Origin of the sequence: Brevibacterium sp. FAM 24630, assembly GCF_049804075.1 — a bacterium.
Taxonomy (GTDB): domain Bacteria; phylum Actinomycetota; class Actinomycetes; order Actinomycetales; family Brevibacteriaceae; genus Brevibacterium.
The window spans coordinates 25,030-45,755 of the sequence record NZ_JBNBZD010000025.1 but is presented as its reverse complement, the minus strand read 5'-3'; the positions used below and the strand labels follow the sequence as shown (position 1 = coordinate 45,755).

Genomic DNA, 20,726 nt, shown 5'->3' with positions numbered 1-20,726 from the left:
CAGGCCCCGGAACCGGTGCAGGTGAGCTGTGCCATATAGCATGGTGGGCATGGCCGAAAATGATGTCTATGTCGTGTGGGACGAAACGGTGACCGGTTACAACTTCGGTCCCAGCCACCCCATGCACCCCTTCAGGCTCGACCTGACGGCGAAGCTTGCCCTCGATTTCGGGCTCTTCGACGCCGAGAACGTCCACGTCCACCCGATCGATGACATCGACGAGGCCAAGCTCGCCCGACTCCACGACTCCGACTTCATCGCCGCCGTCAAACAGGCAGGAACCCCCGAGGGCCTCAGCGAAGAGGACGCGGACCGCTACGGCATCGGCACCGAGGATGTTCCCGGCTTCGAGAACATGCACACCGCCTCGGCACTGCTGTTCCAAGGCAACATCGATGCCGCCGACGCCATCATCTCCGGCGGCTACCGGCGCGCCGTGAACTTCTGCGGCGGAATGCACCACTCGATGCCGGGCAAGGCCAGCGGGTTCTGCGTGTACAACGATGCCGCCGCCGGAATCACCGAATTCCTCGACGCCGGCTTCGAGCGCATCGTCTACCTCGACCTCGACGCCCACCACGGTGACGGTGTGGAGACGTTCTTCTGGGACGATCCGCGGGTGCTGACCATTTCGATCCACGAATCGGGGAAGTTCCTCTTTCCCGGCACGGGCTATCCCGCGGACATCGGGGGACTGAAGGCGGCCGCCTCGGCGATGAATGTCGCTCTGCCCCCGCGCACCGGGGACGCGGACTGGCTGCGGGCCTTCGACGCCACGGTCCCGCAGGTCGTCGCTGCCTTCGAACCGCAGGTCATCGTCTCCCAGCACGGCTGCGACGGTCACCGCAGCGACCCGCTGACGCATATGCGGCTGAGCGTGGATGCGATGCGCATCGCCGCCGAACGGGTCCGGGACCTCGCGGTCGAACACGCGGAGGGGAGATGGCTGTCCGTCGGCGGCGGCGGGTACGCGATCATCGACGTCGTGCCCCGCGTATGGACGAATCTGTTGGCCATCGCCGCCGGCCGCGACATCGAACCCGGCGCCCGCATCCCGGGTCGCTGGGCGAACTACGCGCAGACGAAGACCGGGCGCGAAGCGCCGCTGTCGATGACCGACGGATTCGACGGAGCCTTCGAGCCGTGGTCGAAGGGATTCGACCCCGAAGCCGAGCTCGACAGGACCGTGATGGGAACACGGAAGAACATCTTCCCCTTCTTCGGACTCGACCCGTACTTCGACTGAGCCGCGAGCCCGCAGCTCACGCCCCGACCGGGCCGGCACCCCGCGGTGACGCGGCTGAGTCTTCCGGCCGCTGTGGATCTCGACACAGTTTTGGGAAAGCAGGCCGGCAGGCGATAGAATTGCACGGTTAGTTCAATGGGTGGGCACCTGGTGTTCACCCTCCACCGACAAGCACAAGGGGTACCCGAGTGGGCTCAGTCATCAAGAAGCGCCGCAAGCGTATGTCGAAGAAGAAGCACCGCAAGCAGCTTCGCAAGACACGTCACCAGCGTCGCAACAAGAAGTAAGACCCGACGGTCCTACGCCCCCGCTCGAGTGATTTCTCGGCGGGGTTTGTTGCACCCGATGAGGAGTGAGCCATGGTCGAGCTGACCTTCCTCACGCGCGTCGACTGCCATCTGTGCGCTCAGGCGCTGCAGACCGTCACCGAGGTGGCCGCCGGCAGAGACGTGAACGTGACCGAGATCGATATCGACACCGATGACGACCTGGCCGCGCAGTACGGCTGGGACGTTCCGGTCGTGCTCCTCAACGGGCGCCAGCACAGTTTTCATCGAGTCGAGAAGGATCGGCTGTCCAAGGCCCTCACGGCACTGGGCGCATGAGATCGATTGAAGGAGTGAGACGGATTCGTGGGCGAGATTCTGTCCGCCAACAGGATTGAGGGTGTTGTTCGCAAGGACGTACCCGAGCGCGTGATCTCCCGACTTCCGATCTACCTGCAGACCGTCGAGACCATCGCCGCAACAGGCCAGGAGACAGTGTCTTCGGATGACCTCGCTGCTCGCAGCGGGGTGTCCCCGTCGATCCTGCGCAAGGACCTGTCCCAGCTGGGACGCTCCGGCACCCGCGGCGTCGGCTACTCCTGCCCGGAACTGGCTGCGACCCTGCGGACCTTCCTCGGTCTCGACCGGGACCGCAGCGTCGCCATCATCGGCGCCGGTCGTCTCGGCTCCGCACTGGCCGACTACGCCGGATTCCGCCGACGCGGTCTGCGTCTGACCGCCATCTTCGATATCGACGAGGAGAAGATCGGCACCGCCATCGGCACACTGACCGTCTCCTCTCTGGACGAGCTGACCACCTGGCCCGAACACATCGACCTGGTGGTCATGGCCGTCCCCGCAGCCGCGGCACCCGCGGCGGCCCACACGGCCGTCGAAGCGGGTGTGCGCGGCATTCTCAATTTCTCACCCACCGTGCTCGACGCCCCGGACACCGTCCGTGTCCACCAAGTCGATCTGGCCAGTGAGCTGCAAGTACTCGCATACTATTCGGCGCTGGATACGGCACCGCTCAACCCTGGTTTTGAGGAGCACAGGAATTGACTCTCTTGGTTCTCGGCATTTCCCATCAGTCGGCCCCGATCGACATGCTCGACAAGCTGGCCTTCAGCGCCGGCGAGGTCGGCACCCTGCGAACTGATGCTCTGGCGGGAGACAACGTCGACGGACTTGCGGTGCTCTCCACCTGCAACCGGCTCGAACTCATCGCCGACGTCTCCGCCTTCCACGGGGGACTGGCCGACCTCGGCAACGCTCTGGTGTCCTCGATCGACAAAGAGTGGTCGGACATCGCCGGCCACTTCTATGCCCACTATGACAACCAGGCCATGGAGCATCTGCTCAAGGTCGCCTGCGGGCTCGACTCGATGGCCATCGGCGAGGCTCAGATCCTCGGCCAGCTGCGCTCGGCCTTCACCGATTCGCAGACTGACAAGGCACTGACCTCGGAACTGTCCCAGGCCCTCCAGCAGGCGCTGCGCGTGGGCAAACGCGCTCACTCGGAGACCGACCTCGGCGAGGTCGCCCGTTCGCTCTTCGGCGCGGCACTCGAAGCCTCGGCCGGACACATCGGTTCGCTGCGCGCGGCCAACGCCCTGGTCATCGGCGCCGGAGCGATGTCCGGTCTCGTCGTGTCCGGGCTGCACAGGGAAGGCGTCGGACGCATCACCGTGCTCAACCGCACCCTGGAGAAGGCCGAACGCCTCGTGGCCGAAGTGGGCGGGCGTGCCCGCGAACTGACCCCGCGTGTGATGGCCGAAGAGATCGCCGACGCCGACCTCATCGTCTCCTGCACCGGTGCCCGCGGCGTCGTCGTCTCCCGCGACGACATCGTCGCCGGCCTGTCCCAGAACCCCAAGGGTGCGGCGAACAAGGCCTTCATCGACCTCGCCCTGCCACACGACATCGACCCCAGCGTGCGCGAATTCGAGCACGTCGCCCTGTTCGGTCTCGGCGAGATCCGGGAGCTGCTGAAGAACTCTGACAAGGAACGCGATGCGAAGGTCGCCGGCACCGTCGACGCGGTTCGCACCATCATCGCCGCCGAAATCGAGAACATCGCCACCGGCAACAAGGAACGCTCGGTCGCCCCGACGGTGACCGCTCTGCGCACCCACGCCAAGGACGTGCTCGCCGCGGAGACGCAGCGTCTGGAGAAGAAGCTCGGTGCGGCCGTGGACGAGAAATCCTTCGCCGAGATCCGCAAGTCCCTGCACCGGGTGGCCGAGAAGCTCATCCACACCCCGACCGTGAAGGTCAAGGAACTGGCTGTGACCGAGTCCGAGGTCGACTACGCTCAGGCGCTCATGCAGCTGTTCGATCTGCCCGTGAACAAGGTCGCCCACGCCATGACCCCACCGGAGACGAAGGTCGCGAAGGCCGCCAGCGTCCACCATGTCGAGGCCGACGGTATCCGCCCGGTCGCCGATCACACGCTCGACATCGTCGAACCCGAACACTTCAGCGGCCGCACCGTGCGACTGGGCACCCGCCGGTCTCAGCTGGCCCGCTCCCAGTCCACGGCGATCGCCCACCAGATCGCCGCGCTCACCGGCTGGCGGGTCGAGATCGTCGAAGTCGTCACCGAGGGTGATGTCAACATGTCCCCGCTGGCCGGCTTCGGCGGCACCGGGGTCTTCGTCTCCGCCGTCCGTCAGGCCCTGCACCAGGGCAAGATCGACCTCGCCGTGCACTCGCTCAAGGACCTGCCCACCACCCCCGAGGCGGGCATCCAGATGGCGGCCATCCCGCCGCGCGTCGATCCTGCCGATGTGCTCATCGGCCGTGACGGTCTGAGCCTGGCTCAGCTGCCGGCAGGTTCCGTCATCGGCACCGGGTCGCCGCGCCGAGCCGTGCAGCTGCGTGCCGCCCGCCCCGATATCGAGGTCCGCGGGGTGCGCGGCAACGTCGACACCCGCATCGCCCACGTCCGCGACGGACGCCTCGACGCTGTCGTACTCGCCGCTGCCGGTGTGCGCCGCATCGGTCGTCTGGCCGAAGCCACCGATTCGATCGACTTCGATGTCATGCTGCCCGCCCCCGGCCAAGGCGCCCTGGCCGTGGAGACTCGCAGCGCCGACAGCAACTTCGCGAACACCGAAGGCATCCTCAACGCCGATGCCGAAGTGCGTGCCGCGCTGCGGCGCATCCACGACCAGACCACGGACCTGTCCGTCACGTGCGAACGGGCGATCCTCTCCCGCGCCGAGGCAGGATGTTCGGCACCGATCGGTGCCCTCGCGAAGATCGAAGGCACCACGTTCATCGTCGACGCCGTCATGGCCGACGACGACGGCAAGCTCGCCCGCACCCGACAGAGCACCGAACTGCCTGCCGTCCCGGATGTCGACTGGTCCGCCGGAACACAGCAGCAGCTGACCGTGGCCGCGAAGGAACTCGCCCGCGTCGCCGACGAACTCGGCACCGCAGCCGCCGAAGACCTGCTCGATCGGCTCGGCATCGACCCGGCGGCCAGCGCCGATCACCTCACCCCCGTCAAGGCACAGGAGCAGGGATGACCAACGCACCGACCACGGGCCGGGTCCAGCCCCGCCGACTCCTGCCGGCCGCACCGCGTGTCGTCTTCATCGGCAGCGGCCCCGGCGAATCCGGGCTGATGACGATGCGCGGGGCAGAGATCCTCGCCACCGCGGAGACCGTCGTCTACGACGCCGATGTGCACTCGGAGATCGTCACCGCGTATGTGCCGCAGGCGGCGAAGCTCATCGACGCCGCCGATCTCGGTGTCGCCGCGTCGACCCGCGGCCGCCGCCTGGCCGGACTCGCCCGCCCCGACAACACGGTGGTGCGGCTGAGCTCGGATGACGGGATCATCTTCACCACGACGACCGCCGAGGCCGCTGTGTGCCGCAAGGAACAGGTCGAGGTGGAGATCGTGCCCGGCGTCGGACTGTCCGCCTCGACGGCGGCCTTCACCGGCACCGCGCTGACGACGAACCGGGTGCGTTCGGTGCGCTTCATCGAAGCCGGACCGCAGACGCATGTCGACGTCTCCCGTCACCGCAACACCACTCATGTGCTCACCGGCTCCGCTGCCGCTCATGAACAGGCTATCGAAGCACTGCTGGCCGACGGCTGGGACGAGGACACGAAGGTCCTCCTCGGCTGGGGGATCTCCACGATCGAGCAGACGAGTGTGGAGACCACCCTGAAGCAGGCGCTGTCCATGGCTCAGACAGGTTCGGATCGTATGGTGGTGATCATGGGACAGGGAGTGGAATCCAGAGGAGAACTCAGCTGGTTCGAATCCAAACCCCTCTTCGGCTGGCAGGTGCTCATCCCGCGGACGAAGGAACAGGGAACCTCCACTGCCGAGGCGCTGGCCGAGCTCGGTGCCGTCGGCACCGTCGTCCCCACCATCGCCGTGCAGCCCCCGCGCACACCGACCCAAATGGAGAAGGCGATCCGCGGCCTCGTCGACGGGTCCTACGAATGGGTCGGCTTCACCTCGGTCAACGCCGTGCGTGCGGTGCGCATGTGGTTCGAGGACTTCGGACTCGACTCCCGGTCGATGGCCGGAGTCAAGGTCGCGGCCGTGGGCGGCCGCACCGCCGCCGCGCTCGTCGACTGGGGCATCACCCCCGATCTCGTCCCCGACGGTGAGCACTCGGCGCGTGGCCTGGCCGCGGCCTGGCCCGACTTCGTCGATGACATCGACCCGATGAACACCGTGCTGCTGCCCCGTGCCGACATCGCCACCGAGGTGCTCGTGGCCGGACTGCTGGAGAAGGGGTGGGACCCCGACGACGTCACCGCCTACCGCACAGTGCGGGCCTCCCCGCCGCCGGCGCCGATCCGCGAATCGATCAAGGCCGGCGACTTCGATGCCTTCCTCTTCACCTCCTCCTCCACGGTGCGCAACCTCGTCGGCATCGCCGGCAAACCCGCCCCCACCTCGGTGATCTGCTGCATCGGCCCGGCGACCGCGAACACCGCGGAAGAACACGGACTGCGCGTCGACGTCCTCGCCGAGGAAGCCAACCTCACTTCGCTCATCGACGGACTCGTCGAATTCGCTCTCACCAAGCGGGCTGAAGACGTGGACGCCGGGGTCTCCCCGAAGCGTCCGAGCCAGAAGCGCCGCAGAAGGAAGGCCTGACATGTCATTGGTTCCCGGATCCGTTCGTCCCCGCCGGCTGCGCACGACCCCGGCGCTGCGCCGCCTCGTCTCCGAGGTCCGCCTCCACCCCGCCGACCTCGTCCTGCCGATGTTCGTCAAAGAGGAGCTGAGCGAACCGGCTCCCTTGGGCGGGATGCCCGGAGTCGTCCAGCACACAGTGGACTCGCTGCTCGACGCCGCCCGCGAAGCCGTCGCAGCCGGAGTCGGCGGACTCATGCTCTTCGGGATCCCCGAACACAAGGATCCGATCGGCTCCCAGGCCGACGCGCCCGAGGGGATCCTCAACCGTGCGCTCGCGCTTCTGCACGAGCACCTCGGCGAGGACACGGTCATCATGTCCGATCTGTGCCTCGACGAGTTCACCTCGCACGGTCACTGCGGAGTCCTCGACGACTCCGGAGCCGTCGACAACGACGCGACCCTCGACCGCTACGCGTCGATGGCGCTGGCACAGGCTCGCGCCGGAGCCGAGGTGCTCGGACTCTCCGGCATGATGGACGGTCAGGTCGCCTACTGTCGGGAGGCACTCGACGCGGCCGGGTTCACTGACACCGTCATCATGGGCTACACCGCGAAGTACGCCTCCGCCTTCTACGGGCCGTTCCGCGAAGCCGTGGATTCCGAACTCCAGGGCGATCGCAAGACTTACCAGCAGGATCCCGCCAACGGCCGCGAGGCGATGCGCGAACTCGGCCTCGACCTCGCCGAGGGTGCTGACGTCGTCATGGTCAAGCCCGGACTGCCCTACCTCGACGTTCTCGCCGAAGTCGCCCGCGAATCCATCGTGCCCGTGTGGACCTACCAGGTCTCGGGGGAGTACGCGATGATCGAATTCGCGGCCGCGGCCGGAGCCATCGACCGTGAGAAGGCGATCGAGGAATCCCTCATCTCCTTCAAACGGGCCGGCACCGATGCGATCCTCACCTACTGGGCCACCGAGGTCGCCCAGCGCCTCCAGACCGAAGCCGCCGGCACCACCGCGTCAGGCGCAGCCGTCGGGGCGGCGACCGGAGCCCGGCGATGACCGAACCCCGCTGGCTCAATCCTGCGGACCAGAAGGCGTGGCGCAGCTACCTGAGCGGCTCCCAGCTGCTGAGCGCGCAGCTGGACAAGGAGCTGCGGGAGAAGCACGGCATCGGTCTGCCCGAGTACGAGATCCTGGTGCGCCTGTCCGAACACGAGGACAGAACGATGCGCATGGCCCTGCTCGCCACGGACACGACGATGTCGAGGTCCCGGCTGACGCACAGTGTGGCCCGGATGGAGAAGCGCGGACTGCTCGAACGCTCGGCCATCCCCGAGGACGGACGCGGAGTCAACTGCGTGATGACGGCAGCCGGATGGCAGCTGCTGAGCACCGCGGCCCCCGACCATGTCGCGGGAGTCCGCAACCACCTCGTCGACCTTCTCGAACCCGAGGAGATGGCGGCGCTGGGCCGCGTCTTCACCAAAGTCTTCGAGCATTTGAGCCACACCGGCGAGACCGACCACACTGGTGAGAACGTCCACACCGGCGAGACCGGCGGCGCCTGAGGCGCACCGACCGCGTATCCGACCACGATCCGTGACGACACCGACCCGGCCAGACGCACCGACCCGGGCAGAAGCAGAGGAGACCCCATGACGACAGCACCGACGAACTCTCACCCCACCGATGAGTCAGCCGCCCTGTTCACCCGCGCCGAGGCGGTCATCCCCGGCGGAGTCAACTCCCCGGTCCGCGCGTTCAAAGCCGTCGGCGGCACCCCCCGATTCATCACCGAGGCGACCGGAGCGTGGCTGCGCGACGTCGACGGCAACGACTACATCGACCTCATCGGATCCTGGGGCCCGATGATCATGGGCCACTCACGCCCCGAGGTCGTCGCGGCCGTGCAGGAAGCCGCGGTCAAGGGCTTCTCCTTCGGCACCCCCTCGACCGGTGAGGTCGAACTCGCCGAGGAGATCGTCTCCCGCATCGACCCCGTCGACCAGGTGCGACTCGTGTCCTCGGGCACCGAGGCGACCATGTCCGCGATCCGACTGGCCCGCGGGTACACGGGCCGGTCCAAGGTCGTGAAGTTCGCCGGCTGCTACCACGGCCACGTCGATTCGCTGTTGGCCCAGGCCGGATCCGGTCTGGCCACGTTCTCCCTGCCCGACACCCCCGGAGTCACCGGAGCTCAGGCGCAGGACACCATCGTCGTCGACTACAACGATGCCGCGGGGCTCGAAGCCGTCTTCGCCGAGCATGGTGAGGACATCGCCTGTGTCATCACGGAAGCCAGCCCCGGAAACATGGGCGTCGTCCCTCCCCGCGACGGGTTCACCACCACCATCCGCCGACTGACGAAGGCTCACGGTGCGCTCATGATCAGCGACGAAGTGATGACCGGATTCCGCGTCTCCGCGGCGGGCTGGTACGGTTTCGAATCCGAGTCCCTGGGCTACCCGGAGGGACCGGCCGACCTGTTCACCTTCGGCAAGGTCATGGGCGGCGGATTCCCCGCCGCGGCCTTCGGCGGTCGCACCGAGATCATGGCCCACCTGGCACCCGCCGGGCCCGTCTACCAGGCGGGAACGCTCTCGGGAAACCCGGTGGCCACCGCCGCCGGCCTCGCCACGCTCAAACTCACCACCGAACTCGACGTGTACTCCCACATCGAACGGGCCGCGGACGTTCTGCGCCCGGCCGTCGCGTCCGCGCTCGAGGCCGAAGGCGTCGCCCACGTCATCCAGTCCGCGAACTCGATGTTCTCCGTGTTCTTCACCGACAAGGACGTGACGAACTACGACGATGCCCGCAGCCAGAACGTCGACCGCTACTCCGCGTTCTTCAACGCCATGCTCGACCAGGGCATCCACATGCCGCCGTCCGCGTTCGAAGCCTGGTTCCTGTCCTACGCTCACACCGATGAGATCCTCGACCGGATCATCTCCGCCCTGCCCGCAGCGGCGAAGGCGGCGGCCGGAGTGCCGGAGACCGAGAAAGCGCAGTCATGAGCACCATCCACCTGGTCCGACACGGAGAGGTCGACAATCCCGAGGGGATCCTCTACGGGCGGCTGCCGCACTTCGGGCTGACCGACCGCGGGCACGAGATGGCCGCCCGCGTGGCGAGGCATTTCGCCGAGACGGCCACGACCCCCGTCGAACTCGTCGCCTCCCCGCTGCTGCGGACTCAGCAGACCATCGCGCCCTTGGCCACGAGCCTCGACCTGCCGGTGTTCACCGATGACCGGGTCATCGAAGCCGCGAACTCCTTCGAAGGACAGAAGGTGGGGGTGCGTCACCTCGCCGAGCCGAAGAACCTCGTGCGGCTGTACAACCCGCTCACGCCCTCCTGGGGTGAGCCGTACAAGCAGATCGTGCTGCGGATGCGCGCGGCGATCGCCAGCCTGCGTGCGAAGCTCTCCCACCACGGTCCCGACGCCGAAGGCGTCATCGTCTCCCACCAGCTGCCGATCTGGATGACCCGTCTGTCGGGGGAAGGCCGGTCCCTCGTCCACGACCCGCGTCGCCGCGAATGTGACCTGGCTTCTATCACGAGTTTCACATTCGATTCCTCCACACTGGTGTCCGTGAGTTACGAAAGCATCTGCGCCGATCTGCAGCCCGGCACCCCGGTGGCAGGAGCATGAGTTCCGATCGCCCACTGAACCGCCGCGCGCTCTTCACCTCGGCCCTCGCCGTCGGCTCGGCCCTGGTGCTCAGCGCCTGCAGCGAGAACGATGACCTAGCCGATCAGGCCGGCTCCGACCAGGGCTATGTGTCCGGTTCGGGAGTCGTCTCGCAGGTGGCCGCGAAGGATCGCGGACAGCCCCTGGACCTCGAGTTCGAAACCTTGGACGGCAAGAAGATGTCCCTGGCCGATCTGCGGCCGACTCCGGTGGTCATCAACCTCTGGTACGCGGCCTGCCCGCCGTGCCGGAAGGAAGCCCCGGACCTGAAGTCCGTGTCGGAGGGCTTCGGAGACAAGGCCCAGTTCATCGGCGTCAACGTCCGTGACCAGGCGGCCGCGGCGAATGCGTTCGTCCAGAACTACCAGGTCCCGTACCCGAACATGCTCGACAGCGACGGGGACATGGTTGCCCTGCTCTCGGGAATCCTGCCGCCGCAGGCCACCCCGTCGACCGTCGTCCTCGACGGCAAGGGCCGTGCCGCGGCCCGGGTCGTCGGTGAGATCGATGCCTCGACGCTCAAGGGACTCATCGAGGACGTGCGATCCGAGTGAGTGGGCTCGGGGCGGAGTTCGCCCAGACCATCCTCTCGGGCCCGCTGCTGCTGGCCGCCGGTGCGGCGGCTCTGGCGGGTCTCGTCTCGTTCGTCTCCCCGTGTGTGCTCCCGCTCGTGCCCGGTTACGTCGGGTACGTCACCGGTCTGTCCGGATCCTCGCTGAGAGACAAAGAGACATGGCGCGTGGTCGTGGGCATCGGCTTGTTCGTGCTCGGATTCACCGTCGTGTTCGTACTGCTGGGGACCGGCTTCTCCGCGCTCGGGGCGCTGTTCTCCCAATGGCAGTCGGTCATCATTCGCATCCTCGGCATCATCGTCATCCTCGCCGGCTTCGTGTTCATGGGCGGGTTCGGTCTGCTCCAGAACGAACACCGGATCCGGGCCAAGCCGAAAGCGGGGCTGTGGGGCGCACCTGTCCTCGGCGCGACCTTCGCCCTCGGCTGGGCCCCCTGTGTCGGCCCGACTCTGTCGGCCGTGCTGAGCATGTCGGTGAGCTTCGGCGGTGACGGGATGATCTGGCGCGGTGCCTTCCTCGCCTTCGTCTACTGTCTGGGACTCGGCGTGCCATTCATCCTCTTGGCGGTGGCGATCCACAAGGGTGCGGGGCGACTCGAATGGGTCCGGAAGCACCAGACCTCGATCGTGCGCGCCGGGGGCATCATGCTCATCGTCCTCGGTGTGCTCATGGCCAGCGGCGTATGGAATATGTGGATGACCTCTCTGCAAGGTCTGATCAATGGATTTGAAGTGGTGATCTAGTGACGGGCAGGACCGAAGGCTCGGAGAACACGCAGGCGGACGCGCACACGACCGCGAACGCCGGTGCCGAGCCGACCGCGAAGCAGGGGGCGAAGTCGTCCGCGAAGTCGACCGTGACACAGCCGCAGCTGGGCTTCTTCGGCATGTGCCGGTGGGCCTGGACGCAGCTGACGACGATGCGCGTGGCACTCATCCTGCTGCTCGTCCTCGCTCTCGCCGCGATCCCCGGTTCTCTGCTGCCGCAGCGCATCCAGGACCCGGGACGGGTGAATACGTTCCTTGAGGCCAACGGTGCGTGGGGCAGGTTCCTCGACACCATCCAGATGTTCGACGTCTACTCCTCCGTCTGGTTCTCCGCGATCTACCTTCTGCTGATGATCTCGCTCGTCGGCTGCGTTGTTCCGCGCACCAAGCAGCACTGGAAGGCGATGCGCTCGGCCCCGCCCAAGGCGCCGAAGAGGCTGACCCGGATGCCCGGATACGCCTCCTTCACCTCTGCGCAGGCAGACGCGGATTCGCGGGAGGACGCGGACGAGACGTTCCTCGACGCCGCCGAAGCTCGACTGAAGAAGTCCGGATACCGCATCAATCGGCAGGCCGACCATGTCGCCGCCGAACGCGGCTACCTGCGGGAGACCGGCAACCTCGTCTTCCACATCGCCCTGCTCATGGCCACCCTGACGATGGCGATCGGCTCTCTGTTCGGCTACGAAGGGCAGCGCATCCTCGTCGAGGGGGAGACGTTCACGAACTCGCTCGTGTCCTACGATTCGTTCGAACCGGGCTCCTACTACGATGCGGACAATCTGCCGGATTTCCGGCTCAGACTCGACACCTTCACCTCGACGTTCGACGATCGGGCGGCGGGAAATCAGTTCGGTCAGCCGCGCAGCTTCGACGCGAAGGTCACGACCACCGTCGACGGGCAGCAGGACTCGCATGTGCTCAAGGTCAACGAACCGGTGCGGGTCAACGGCGTCGGTGTGTACCTCACCGGCAACGGCTACGCCCCCGAGGTGACCGTCCGTGATGCGCAGGGCAAGGTCGTCCATTCCGGGCCGCAGGTGTTCATTCCCGACGGCGGCGACCCGGGATACTCCTCCGAGGGTGTCATCAAGGTCCCGGATGCGGCCGGAAGCCAGATGGGATTCGTCGGCGTGTTCCTGCCGACTGCCGCCCAGAACGAGGACGGCGAGCTGGTGTCGAGCTTCGCCGAACTGCGCAATCCGTACCTCGTGATGAGCGGCTACACCGGCGACCTCGGCCTCGACTCCGGAGCTCCGCAGTCGGTGTACTCCCTCGACGCGGACAACATGACCGAGATGACCGATGAGTCCGGCAACCCGCTCGTCATCCAGCTGGCCGAGGGTGAGACGCAGCAGCTGCCGAATGGTGGTTCGGTGACCTTCGACGGGGTGAAGAAGTACATCGCCGTCGACATCTCCCAGGATCCGACACAGGCCCTCATGCTCATCAGCGCCATCCTCATCCTGCTCGGACTCGGCCTGTCCCTGTTCATCCCGCGCCGTCGCGTGTGGGTGCGGATCAAGGACGGAAACGCCGAGGTGGCCGCCCTGGCTCGGGGAGAAGATCCCATGGTCGGACGCGCCGTCGAAGACCTGGTCAAAGACCTGCGCGATCGGCCGAACGAAGACGGGAGTCGATGACTGCGATCACGAAAGGTGAGTCGGACCTACTACGCGGAGTAGAATAGCCGCGGAGTGTGAGCAGCTCGCACGAGATCGACGGCGGCGGGCGCCTGCACCGGCACGAACAGCACACGATTTGAAGGCACCGAAGAGTGCGGAGGATGAATGGACGTCAACACTGACCTCGCAATGTGGTCGAACCAGTTGATCATCTCGGCGATGATCGTCTACGCCTTCGCCATGATCTTCTACGCTTTCGACCTCTTCGGCGCTCGTGAGCTCAAGACCGCTGAGACCAGCGTCGAGAGCACCGCCAAGGCGAGCACCGTCCGACGGACGAACCGGAAGACCGCGTCGACCGCGGTCCTCGACCGCCCAAACGATGATGACGCTTCCGTGCCGTCGGAGAAGTCGCGGACCAAACGGCATCGCGGAGCGCGCATCGGCACCTCGCTGCTCGTGCTTGCCGGTCTTCTGCACGTCGCAGCCGTGCTCACCCGGGCCCTGTCGGTGTCCCGCGTGCCGTGGGGCAACATGATGGAGTACGTCCTCACGGCCACGGCGATCACCCTCATCGTCTACCTCGTCGTGCTCACGAAGAAGGACGTGCGCTACCTGGGCACCTTCGTGTCCGGGGGAGTGCTGTTGTGTCTGGGACTGGCGATCACCGTCTTCTACACCCCTGCGGCGAAGCTCATTCCGGCGCTCGACTCCTACTGGATCGCCATCCACGTGCCGATCGCGATCCTTTCGACCTCGCTGCTCTACATCTCCGCGATCCTCGCGGTCTTCCAGATCCTCAAGAGCGTGCATGAGACCAAGGACCCGAAGTGGCTGCGGTTCCTGCACCGTCTGCCTTCGAGCACCGATCTCGAACGGCTCTCCTACACGATCGCGGCCGTCGGGTTCATCACCTGGACGTTCACGCTCATCGCCGGTGCGATCTGGGCTGAGGTGGCGTGGAGCCGCTACTGGGGTTGGGACTCAAAGGAGATCTGGACCTTCGTCGTGTGGGTCATCTACGCCGCGTACCTCCACGCTCGTGCGACCCGCGGCTGGGGCCCGACGAAGGTGGCCGTGCTCAACCTCATCGGCATCGCCTCGGTGATCTTCAACTTCACCGTCGTCAACATGTACTTCAACGGCCTGCACTCGTATTCCGGACTCGACTGAGCCCGACTGCAGCAACCTCGGATGCTCGTGGGCTCCAGCGAGCCAACCGCAGCAACCCCGAATGCTCGAGGGGTTGAGTGACGATGCTCGCGAGGCAGCACCTGCGATGGCGTCAGGACGCGGCGTTGGGATCTGGTGTCGCAGCGCCCACGTTCTTCAGCGGTTCTGCTGGGTGAGTGTCTCGGCGACCGGTGAGGAGGCTCCGTGTGCCCTGTGGGCGGGCAGTTTCAGTCCGAGCGGCCGCGGCCATCGCCCTTGTTGGTGCCGCGGTCATCGCTGTCGGCTGAAGTGTCGGCCGGACTTTCGGCGGAGGAACCCGCGGAATCGTCTCCGTCAGCGGGCGGTGCGGAATCCTTGTCCGGAGTGGTCGGCTCATCGTGACGCTCGGCTTCCGGTGCATGCTTGCCGAGCTTGACGTCGCGATCGACCTGGCGCAGGTATTCGACGTCGTCGTCGGGAGCCGAGGGTCCGCGCCGGCGTCCGGCTTTGGGAGGCTTGTCTTCGGAGCCGCGTCCGAAGAGGTACCAGAGGATGAAGCCGAGGACGGGGATGAAGAGGATGATGAGCGCCCACGCGGGTTTGGGCAGGACTCGAATCAGACCCCGATCGCGCAACAGGCAATCGAAGAGTCCGTACAGTGTCACCGCAGCCGCCAGGACGATCGCGGCTATGAGAAATCGAGCCATGCATCAAGGATAGTCCACGAACCTGAGCGCAGACCCAGGCGGGCGGTGACGAGACGGTCACGATCGGCGGCTAAAATAGGCTCAATGCGCACCTTCTGGCTTTACACTCTCGCACGCCTCGGCATCATCATCGCCGTCGGCCTCGTCCTGTTCCCGTTCCTCGGCTTCAACATGGTCATGGCACTTGCCGCGATCATCATCGGAGCTCTGCTCAGCTACCTGTTCCTCGGGCGGATGCGCGCCCAGGTGGCCACCGACATCGAAGAGCGCGTGGCGAAACAGGCCGCGAAGCCCAAGCGCAAGGGTGCCGATGAGGAAGCCGAGGACCGGATCGTCGCGGATCGCGTCGGCGACGATGACAGCACCGACGGTGACAAGCCCGAATAGGGCGACCGAGCCCAGACGGGCCTGCAGCGCCTCAGAGTGCCAGGCCCAGCCCCATCAGGGCGGAGAAGGCCAGGCCGGTCAGTCCCGTGGACTTGATCGGCGGGACCAGGCCCGGCCCTGTGGTGCCGCTGAGCACGGTCTTCAGCGGGCTCAGCGCAGGGACCATGGCAAGGATCGCCAACGCCACGGCCGGATGTCCGTCGAGGATCGCCAGCGCCAACAGCGCGAACGGCAGCAGCACGAGCACCGCGTAGGCGATGCGGGCGGCGTTGTCGCCGAGCCGCACGGCCAGAGTGATCTTGTCGGCCTCGATGTCGGTGGGGATGTCGCGGAGGTTGTTGACCATGAGCACCGCCGAGGCGAGCGAACCGATCGCCACGGCACCGGCCCAACCGCTGAGGCTGAGGTGACCGACCTGCATCCACATCGTGCCCAAGGTGGCGACGAGGCCGAAGAAGACGAACACGAACACTTCACCCAGCCCCATGTACCCGTAGGGTTTCTTCCCGCCCGTGTAGTACCAGGCCGCGGCGACTGCGGCAGCCCCGACGATGAGGAACCACCAGGCCTGTGAGACGAGGACGAGCACGATGCCGGCGAGACCGGCGATGCCGAAGAAGAGGAAGGCCGCTCGCTTGACCGCATGCGGCTCCGCCAATCCGGTGGCTGTCAGCCGAACCGGTCCGACGCGTTCGTCATCGGTGCCGCGGATGCCGTCGGAGTAGTCGTTGGCGAAGTTCGATCCGATCTGCAGGCACAGCGAGACGATGAGGGCCAGAAGACCGCGCAGCAGGATCTGAGCCATGCTGACGTGGTCGCTGCTGCCGGCGAGATCGTCGAGGATGAAGGCGGTGAAGCCGCCGAGCGATCCGATAGCGGCACCGGTGCCGATGAGGACGGGGGCGAGAGCCAGGGGGAGAGTTCTCAGTCGAGCTCCCGATATCCACTGGGCGGCATCAGCCATAGGTCTCGCTCACCTTCCTGTCATGTCCTCGAACCGTCTCATATTACCGATTGTTCACCGGCAACGGTATTCGGTGTCTCAAGGACCAGACCCGGCCTCGAGTTCGGCGGCGACTTCCGCTGCCGCCTTCCTGTCGGGTTTGCCGATCGACCGGCTCGGAATCTCCTCGACGGCGAAGACGAGCTGCGGCAGGAGCTGCCCGGTCATGTCCCGGTCGAACCCATTGAGGTGCCGTGCCAGCTGCCGCGGAGTCTCCTCCGCACCGAATGGGCAGTCATCGGCGAGTCGGACGAGGGCGACGATCTTCTTCCCCCACTCCGCGTCGGGCACCCAGGTCACGAGCATCTCCGTGACACCGGCGCGCTGCCAACTCGGCAGCAGCCCGGTCTCCAAGGCGTGCGGGGAGACGTTCTCACCGCCGGAGACGATGATGTCATCCGCGCGCCCGAGCACGCTGAGCACTCCGTTGTCGAGTCGACCGAGGTCGCTCGTGTGCATGAGTGCCCGCCCCTGCTCATCGGTGGTGAGTGCCGCCGACTCGATGGGAGTGATGGTCCCGTCGTCGTCGATGCCGACGTAGGCGTCGGCGACGACGGGTCCGCGCAGGTCGATCGTGCCCGCCTCGGTGATGGTGATGTCGACCCCGTCGAAGGGGACACCGTCGTAGACGCACCCACCCGCTGTTTCGCTCATCCCGTACGTCCGCACGATCGCCAGTCCGGCTTCGTCGGCCCGGTCGAGCAGTGCCGGTGAGATCGCCGCCCCGCCGAGGAGGATGTGGGAGATCTGCGCGGCCGCCCGCGTCGCTCGGTCATCGTCGAGGATCCGGTGCAGCTGAGTGGGCACGATCGAGGTGTATGTGGGCCGCCCGCCCGCCCGCTGCAGCAGCGAGTCGACAGCGGCTGCGAATGATTCTGCGGTGAACCTCGCCGAGGCGGCCCGCACGGGGGCCCGCCCCGCCAAGCGGGCGCGCAGCTCCACTTGGAATCCGGCGATGTGGTTGACCGGCAGACATAGGTGCCAGTCTCCGGGTCCGGACAGGAACCGTTCGGTCGCCCGCGCCGAGGTGGTCAGGGCGTGGGAGGACAAGGCGACGGCCTTCGCCTGCCCGGTCGATCCCGAGGTGAAGAGGACGAGCGCCGGCGACGAGCCGGGACCGGCCCACATTCGGGGATCCGCTTCGGTGACGGCACCGGCCCGGGAAGCCGGGAGGATGAGGATCGACGTCCCCGCAAGGGCACGGTCGATGGCCTCGGGCAGATCGGCGGCGCTGAGTTCGCGACTGGTCACGGTCGACCTCGGTGGCTCAGTAGTACCAGGGGAACGGGGACCAGTCGGGGTCACGCTTCTCGAGGAAGGCGTCACGGCCTTCGACGGCTTCGTCGGTCATATAGCCCAAGCGGGTGGCCTCGCCGGCGAAGACCTGCTGCCCCATGAGTCCGTCATCGGCGAGGTTGAACGCGAACTTGAGCATGCGCTGCGCGTTCGGGGACTTGCCGAGGATCTCACGCGCCATCGTCAGGGCTGCCGATTCGAGTTCGGCATGGTCGACGACCTCGTTGACGGCGCCCATATCGGCCATCTGCTGTGCCGAATAGGTGCGGCCGAGGAAGAAGATCTCGCGCGCCTTCTTCTGCCCGACCATCTTCGCGAGATACGCCGAACCGTAGCCGGCGTCGTAGGAGCCGACATCGGCATCGGTCTGCTTGAACTTCGCATGTTCGCGTGAGGCGATCGTCATATCGCACACGACGTGCAGGCTGTGTCCGCCGCCGGCCGCCCACCCGGGGACGACGGCGATGACGACCTTCGGCATGGTGCGGATGAGGCGCTGGACCTCGAGGATGTGGAGGCGTCCGGCCCGTGCCGGGTCGACGGACTCCCGGGTCTCACCGGCAGCGTACTGGTAGCCCGACCGTCCGCGGATGCGCTGGTCGCCGCCGGAGCAGAACGCCCAACCGCCGTCCTTCTCACTCGGGCCGTTGCCGGTCAGCAGCACGGCTCCCACGTCCGAGGTCTGGCGGGCGTGATCGAGGGCGCGATAGAGCTCATCGACGGTGTGGGGGCGGAAGGCGTTGCGGACCTCGGGGCGGTCGAAGGCGATGCGCACGCAGCCGATGTCGTCACCGGTCGTCGGGTCGATCGCCCGGTGGTAGGTGATGTCGGTGAAGTCGAAGCCGGAGACCTCACGCCAAGCAGAGGGGTCGAAGATGTCTGAAACCGTCATGATCCCAAGCCTAACCCGTGGCCCGGACGGTTCGCTGGTCTGCCTGGACGTGGTCCGCCGCGGGGCGGACGCTAGTCTGGGCTCATGTCTGAGACAGCGCGACGACTCTCCGCCACTGCGGCCGCACCGTTCGATCTGCCTGAACGGTTCGAAGACATGCTCGAACGGCTCCACGTGGTGCGGCTGCCGATGGTCACCCGGTTCAGAGGCATCACCGAACGCGAGGTCGCGCTCTTCGCCGGACCGGCCGGGTGGGCAGAGTTCTCCCCGTTCACCGAGTACGGCACCGCGGAGGCGAGCCGGTGGCTGCGGGCGGGACTCGAATTCGCAGGGTTCGTTCCCACCCTCGCCGAGGCGGCTCCAGCTGCCGCTTCTTCCCGCGGTTTCGTGCCGGAGAGGGTGAGCGTGAATGGGACCTTGCCCGCCTGCGCTCCAAACGAGGTCGAGTCGATTCTCTCCCGCTATGGAACGGTGTCCACGATCAAGGCGAAGGTCGCCGAACACGGCATCGACTCCCTCGACGAGGATCTCGAACGGCTGCGGGAGCTGAGGCGTCTGTTCCCGGACACGACCTTGCGCCTCGACGCGAACGCCGGGTACTCGCTTCCGGACGCACTGGAGGCGTGCGAGGCCTTCGCCGGTTTCGAACTCCAATACTTCGAACAGCCCGTGGCAGGGGTCGAGGGGCTTGCGCAGCTGCGCGAAGCACTCACCCGACGGGACATTCCGATCGTTCTCGCCGCCGACGAGTCGATCCGCAAGGCCGAGGATCCGCTGCGTGTGGCCGAACTCGGTGCCGCCGAGGTCATCATCGTCAAGGTCCAACCGTTGGGCGGGATCGGGCAGGCTCTGTCCGTCATTGCCGCCTCGGGCTTGCCCGCGGTCGTGTCCTCAGCGCTCGAATCCTCCGTCGGGCTGGCTGCGGGGGCCGAACTCGCCGCCCGGCTGCCGCGCACTCGGGCCAGTCGGGACATCCTCGGCGAGTCGGTAGCCTGCGGTCTGGGCACCGGGCGTCTCTTCACCGCCGATGTCGTGTTCGAATCAGCGAGCCTGACCCCGGTCGACGGGAGCATCCCCGCAGCGCGAATCACCCCGGATCCTGACCGTCTGCAGCAGCTGGCGGTGGATCCGGGGCGATTCGACTGGTGGACGCGGCGACTTCAACAATGCTGGACGTTCCTGCGCCGCGGAGGGACAGCAGAGGTCTAGACCCCCGGCCGGCCCATGTCTGGGCCACGGACTGCGGGGCCACCGACGGCCCGGACCTGTGCTGAGTGGGCGAGCTCAGCCGGCGTTCTTCACGGCCTCGACGAAGGCGTCGGCGGTCTTGGTCACCGTCGCCTCTTCGACATCGGCGACATTGGACACGGAGACGAGATTGTTGTCGACCTGAGCGTAGACCATCCTCATCTCCATCGCGGTCTGCCCGGCGGCATCGAAGGAGGCGACGACTCCGGCGGTCGCATCGGCCCCGGCGACCTCTGGATCGAAGGTCTGATAGTTCATCGTCATCTCCAGGCCCGCGGTCTTGAGCTTGACATCGCTGCACTCTTCGGCGATCTTCGACGGCCCATCGAGCTGGGTCTGCGGACCCTCAGGATCGTCGAAGCTCGTGATGCCTGCGGACAGGACATTGTCGGTGGAGGTGGCGGCCACTGTGGTGCCGTCCGAGGCAAGGTTCGCGTTGAGGATGTCGAGAGTGATGTTCTTGCACTTGGCCGGTTCGAACTCCGAGCCCTCGATGGCCTTCACCGACTCACTGTTGGCCTGGCCGGCCCCCTCGACGACCTTGAACGACTGGCCCTCGGCAGAGGTGGACTCGAGGATGTCCTTCAGCTGCGCCTCATCGAGCTTCTTCGCCTCCGGCGTCTGCTCGGCGGTCGGCGAGGAGTCTCCGCTGCCGTCGGGCTTGTCTGCACTCTGGTCACCGCCCGTGCATCCGGTCAGGGACAGTCCAGCGATGAGAGCGATGGCTGGGAGTATGCGTTTCATGTTG

The 20,726-nt window shown here is 66.6% G+C and carries 21 protein-coding genes; 16 read left to right on the top strand and 5 right to left on the bottom strand.

What is annotated here, in order from left to right:
• Window positions 1–49: 49 nt before the first annotated feature.
• The 14 genes from ACPUD7_RS15505 (at window position 50) to ccsB (ending at window position 14,466) form a co-directional block, all read left to right on the top strand.
• Window positions 50–1,246, top strand: a complete 1,197-nt coding sequence (locus ACPUD7_RS15505; RefSeq protein WP_425120400.1) for an acetoin utilization protein AcuC — start codon at window positions 50–52, stop codon at window positions 1,244–1,246.
• A gap of 188 nt (window positions 1,247–1,434) precedes the next feature.
• On the top strand, window positions 1,435–1,533 hold the full coding sequence (locus tag ACPUD7_RS15500; RefSeq protein WP_009882927.1) for a 30S ribosomal protein bS22: 99 nt from the start codon (window positions 1,435–1,437) through the stop codon (window positions 1,531–1,533).
• 72 nt (window positions 1,534–1,605) lie between these two features.
• Window positions 1,606–1,851, top strand: a complete 246-nt coding sequence (locus tag ACPUD7_RS15495; RefSeq protein WP_135537200.1) for a glutaredoxin family protein — start codon at window positions 1,606–1,608, stop codon at window positions 1,849–1,851.
• Window positions 1,852–1,878: 27 nt separating this feature from the next.
• Window positions 1,879–2,574: a redox-sensing transcriptional repressor Rex gene (locus ACPUD7_RS15490; RefSeq protein ID WP_135537199.1), complete on the top strand. Its 696-nt coding sequence runs from the start codon at window positions 1,879–1,881 to the stop codon at window positions 2,572–2,574.
• A complete protein-coding gene (gene hemA / locus ACPUD7_RS15485; RefSeq protein WP_135537198.1) occupies window positions 2,571–5,048 on the top strand; it encodes a glutamyl-tRNA reductase in 2,478 nt (825 codons plus the stop codon). The genes ACPUD7_RS15490 and hemA overlap by 4 nt, the downstream gene beginning before the upstream one ends.
• The gene (locus ACPUD7_RS15480) at window positions 5,045–6,649 is read left to right on the top strand and encodes a uroporphyrinogen-III synthase (RefSeq protein ID WP_135537197.1); all 1,605 of its coding nucleotides are present in this window, start codon (window positions 5,045–5,047) and stop codon (window positions 6,647–6,649) included. The genes hemA and ACPUD7_RS15480 overlap by 4 nt, the downstream gene beginning before the upstream one ends.
• Window position 6,650: 1 nt before the next feature.
• A complete protein-coding gene (hemB, locus tag ACPUD7_RS15475) occupies window positions 6,651–7,694 on the top strand; it encodes a porphobilinogen synthase (RefSeq protein WP_135537196.1) in 1,044 nt (347 codons plus the stop codon).
• On the top strand, window positions 7,691–8,203 hold the full coding sequence (locus ACPUD7_RS15470; RefSeq protein WP_425120399.1) for a MarR family winged helix-turn-helix transcriptional regulator: 513 nt from the start codon (window positions 7,691–7,693) through the stop codon (window positions 8,201–8,203). The genes hemB and ACPUD7_RS15470 overlap by 4 nt, the downstream gene beginning before the upstream one ends.
• Before the next feature lie 87 nt (window positions 8,204–8,290).
• On the top strand, window positions 8,291–9,652 hold the full coding sequence (gene hemL, locus ACPUD7_RS15465; RefSeq protein WP_425120398.1) for a glutamate-1-semialdehyde 2,1-aminomutase: 1,362 nt from the start codon (window positions 8,291–8,293) through the stop codon (window positions 9,650–9,652).
• Window positions 9,649–10,290 carry a histidine phosphatase family protein gene (locus ACPUD7_RS15460; protein ID WP_135537193.1) on the top strand — a complete coding sequence of 214 codons (642 nt, stop codon included), beginning with the start codon at window positions 9,649–9,651 and terminating at the stop codon, window positions 10,288–10,290. The genes hemL and ACPUD7_RS15460 overlap by 4 nt, the downstream gene beginning before the upstream one ends.
• Window positions 10,287–10,883, top strand: a complete 597-nt coding sequence (locus ACPUD7_RS15455; RefSeq protein ID WP_135537192.1) for a TlpA family protein disulfide reductase — start codon at window positions 10,287–10,289, stop codon at window positions 10,881–10,883. The genes ACPUD7_RS15460 and ACPUD7_RS15455 overlap by 4 nt, the downstream gene beginning before the upstream one ends.
• Window positions 10,880–11,644 (top strand): cytochrome c biogenesis CcdA family protein, encoded by a 765-nt coding sequence (locus tag ACPUD7_RS15450; protein WP_135537191.1) that lies wholly within the window; start codon window positions 10,880–10,882, stop codon window positions 11,642–11,644. Before ACPUD7_RS15455 ends, ACPUD7_RS15450 begins: the two co-directional genes overlap by 4 nt.
• The gene (gene resB, locus ACPUD7_RS15445) at window positions 11,644–13,311 is read left to right on the top strand and encodes a cytochrome c biogenesis protein ResB (protein ID WP_240689511.1); all 1,668 of its coding nucleotides are present in this window, start codon (window positions 11,644–11,646) and stop codon (window positions 13,309–13,311) included. Before ACPUD7_RS15450 ends, resB begins: the two co-directional genes overlap by 1 nt.
• 147 nt (window positions 13,312–13,458) lie before the next feature.
• The gene (gene ccsB, locus ACPUD7_RS15440) at window positions 13,459–14,466 is read left to right on the top strand and encodes a c-type cytochrome biogenesis protein CcsB (RefSeq protein WP_135537190.1); all 1,008 of its coding nucleotides are present in this window, start codon (window positions 13,459–13,461) and stop codon (window positions 14,464–14,466) included.
• A gap of 227 nt (window positions 14,467–14,693) precedes the next feature.
• Here ccsB and ACPUD7_RS15435 read toward each other — a convergent pair whose 3' ends face one another.
• A complete protein-coding gene (locus ACPUD7_RS15435) occupies window positions 14,694–15,152 on the bottom strand; it encodes a PLDc N-terminal domain-containing protein (protein WP_425120397.1) in 459 nt (152 codons plus the stop codon).
• An 84-nt stretch (window positions 15,153–15,236) separates the two neighbouring features.
• On the opposite strand from ACPUD7_RS15435, the gene ACPUD7_RS15430 reads away from it, so the two are divergent.
• Window positions 15,237–15,539, top strand: coding sequence for a DUF4229 domain-containing protein (locus ACPUD7_RS15430; protein ID WP_135537188.1), 303 nt, complete (start codon window positions 15,237–15,239; stop codon window positions 15,537–15,539).
• 31 nt (window positions 15,540–15,570) lie between these two features.
• On the opposite strand, the gene ACPUD7_RS15425 is transcribed toward ACPUD7_RS15430, so the two are convergent.
• The 3 genes from ACPUD7_RS15425 to ACPUD7_RS15415 form a co-directional block, all read right to left on the bottom strand.
• Window positions 15,571–16,503: a 1,4-dihydroxy-2-naphthoate polyprenyltransferase gene (locus tag ACPUD7_RS15425; RefSeq protein WP_135537187.1), complete on the bottom strand. Its 933-nt coding sequence runs from the start codon at window positions 16,501–16,503 to the stop codon at window positions 15,571–15,573.
• A gap of 78 nt (window positions 16,504–16,581) precedes the next feature.
• On the bottom strand, window positions 16,582–17,793 hold the full coding sequence (locus ACPUD7_RS15420; RefSeq protein ID WP_425120396.1) for an AMP-binding protein: 1,212 nt from the start codon (window positions 17,791–17,793) through the stop codon (window positions 16,582–16,584).
• A 16-nt stretch (window positions 17,794–17,809) separates the two neighbouring features.
• The gene (locus ACPUD7_RS15415; RefSeq protein ID WP_425120395.1) at window positions 17,810–18,730 is read right to left on the bottom strand and encodes a 1,4-dihydroxy-2-naphthoyl-CoA synthase; all 921 of its coding nucleotides are present in this window, start codon (window positions 18,728–18,730) and stop codon (window positions 17,810–17,812) included.
• Between the two features lie 84 nt (window positions 18,731–18,814).
• On the opposite strand from ACPUD7_RS15415, the gene ACPUD7_RS15410 reads away from it, so the two are divergent.
• Entirely contained in the window at window positions 18,815–19,939 is a 1,125-nt protein-coding gene (locus tag ACPUD7_RS15410) for an o-succinylbenzoate synthase (protein ID WP_425120394.1), read from the top strand.
• A 75-nt stretch (window positions 19,940–20,014) separates the two neighbouring features.
• Here ACPUD7_RS15410 and ACPUD7_RS15405 read toward each other — a convergent pair whose 3' ends face one another.
• Complete coding sequence (locus ACPUD7_RS15405) at window positions 20,015–20,722, bottom strand: hypothetical protein (protein WP_135537182.1); 708 nt, start codon at window positions 20,720–20,722, stop codon at window positions 20,015–20,017.
• Window positions 20,723–20,726: the final 4 nt, after the last annotated feature.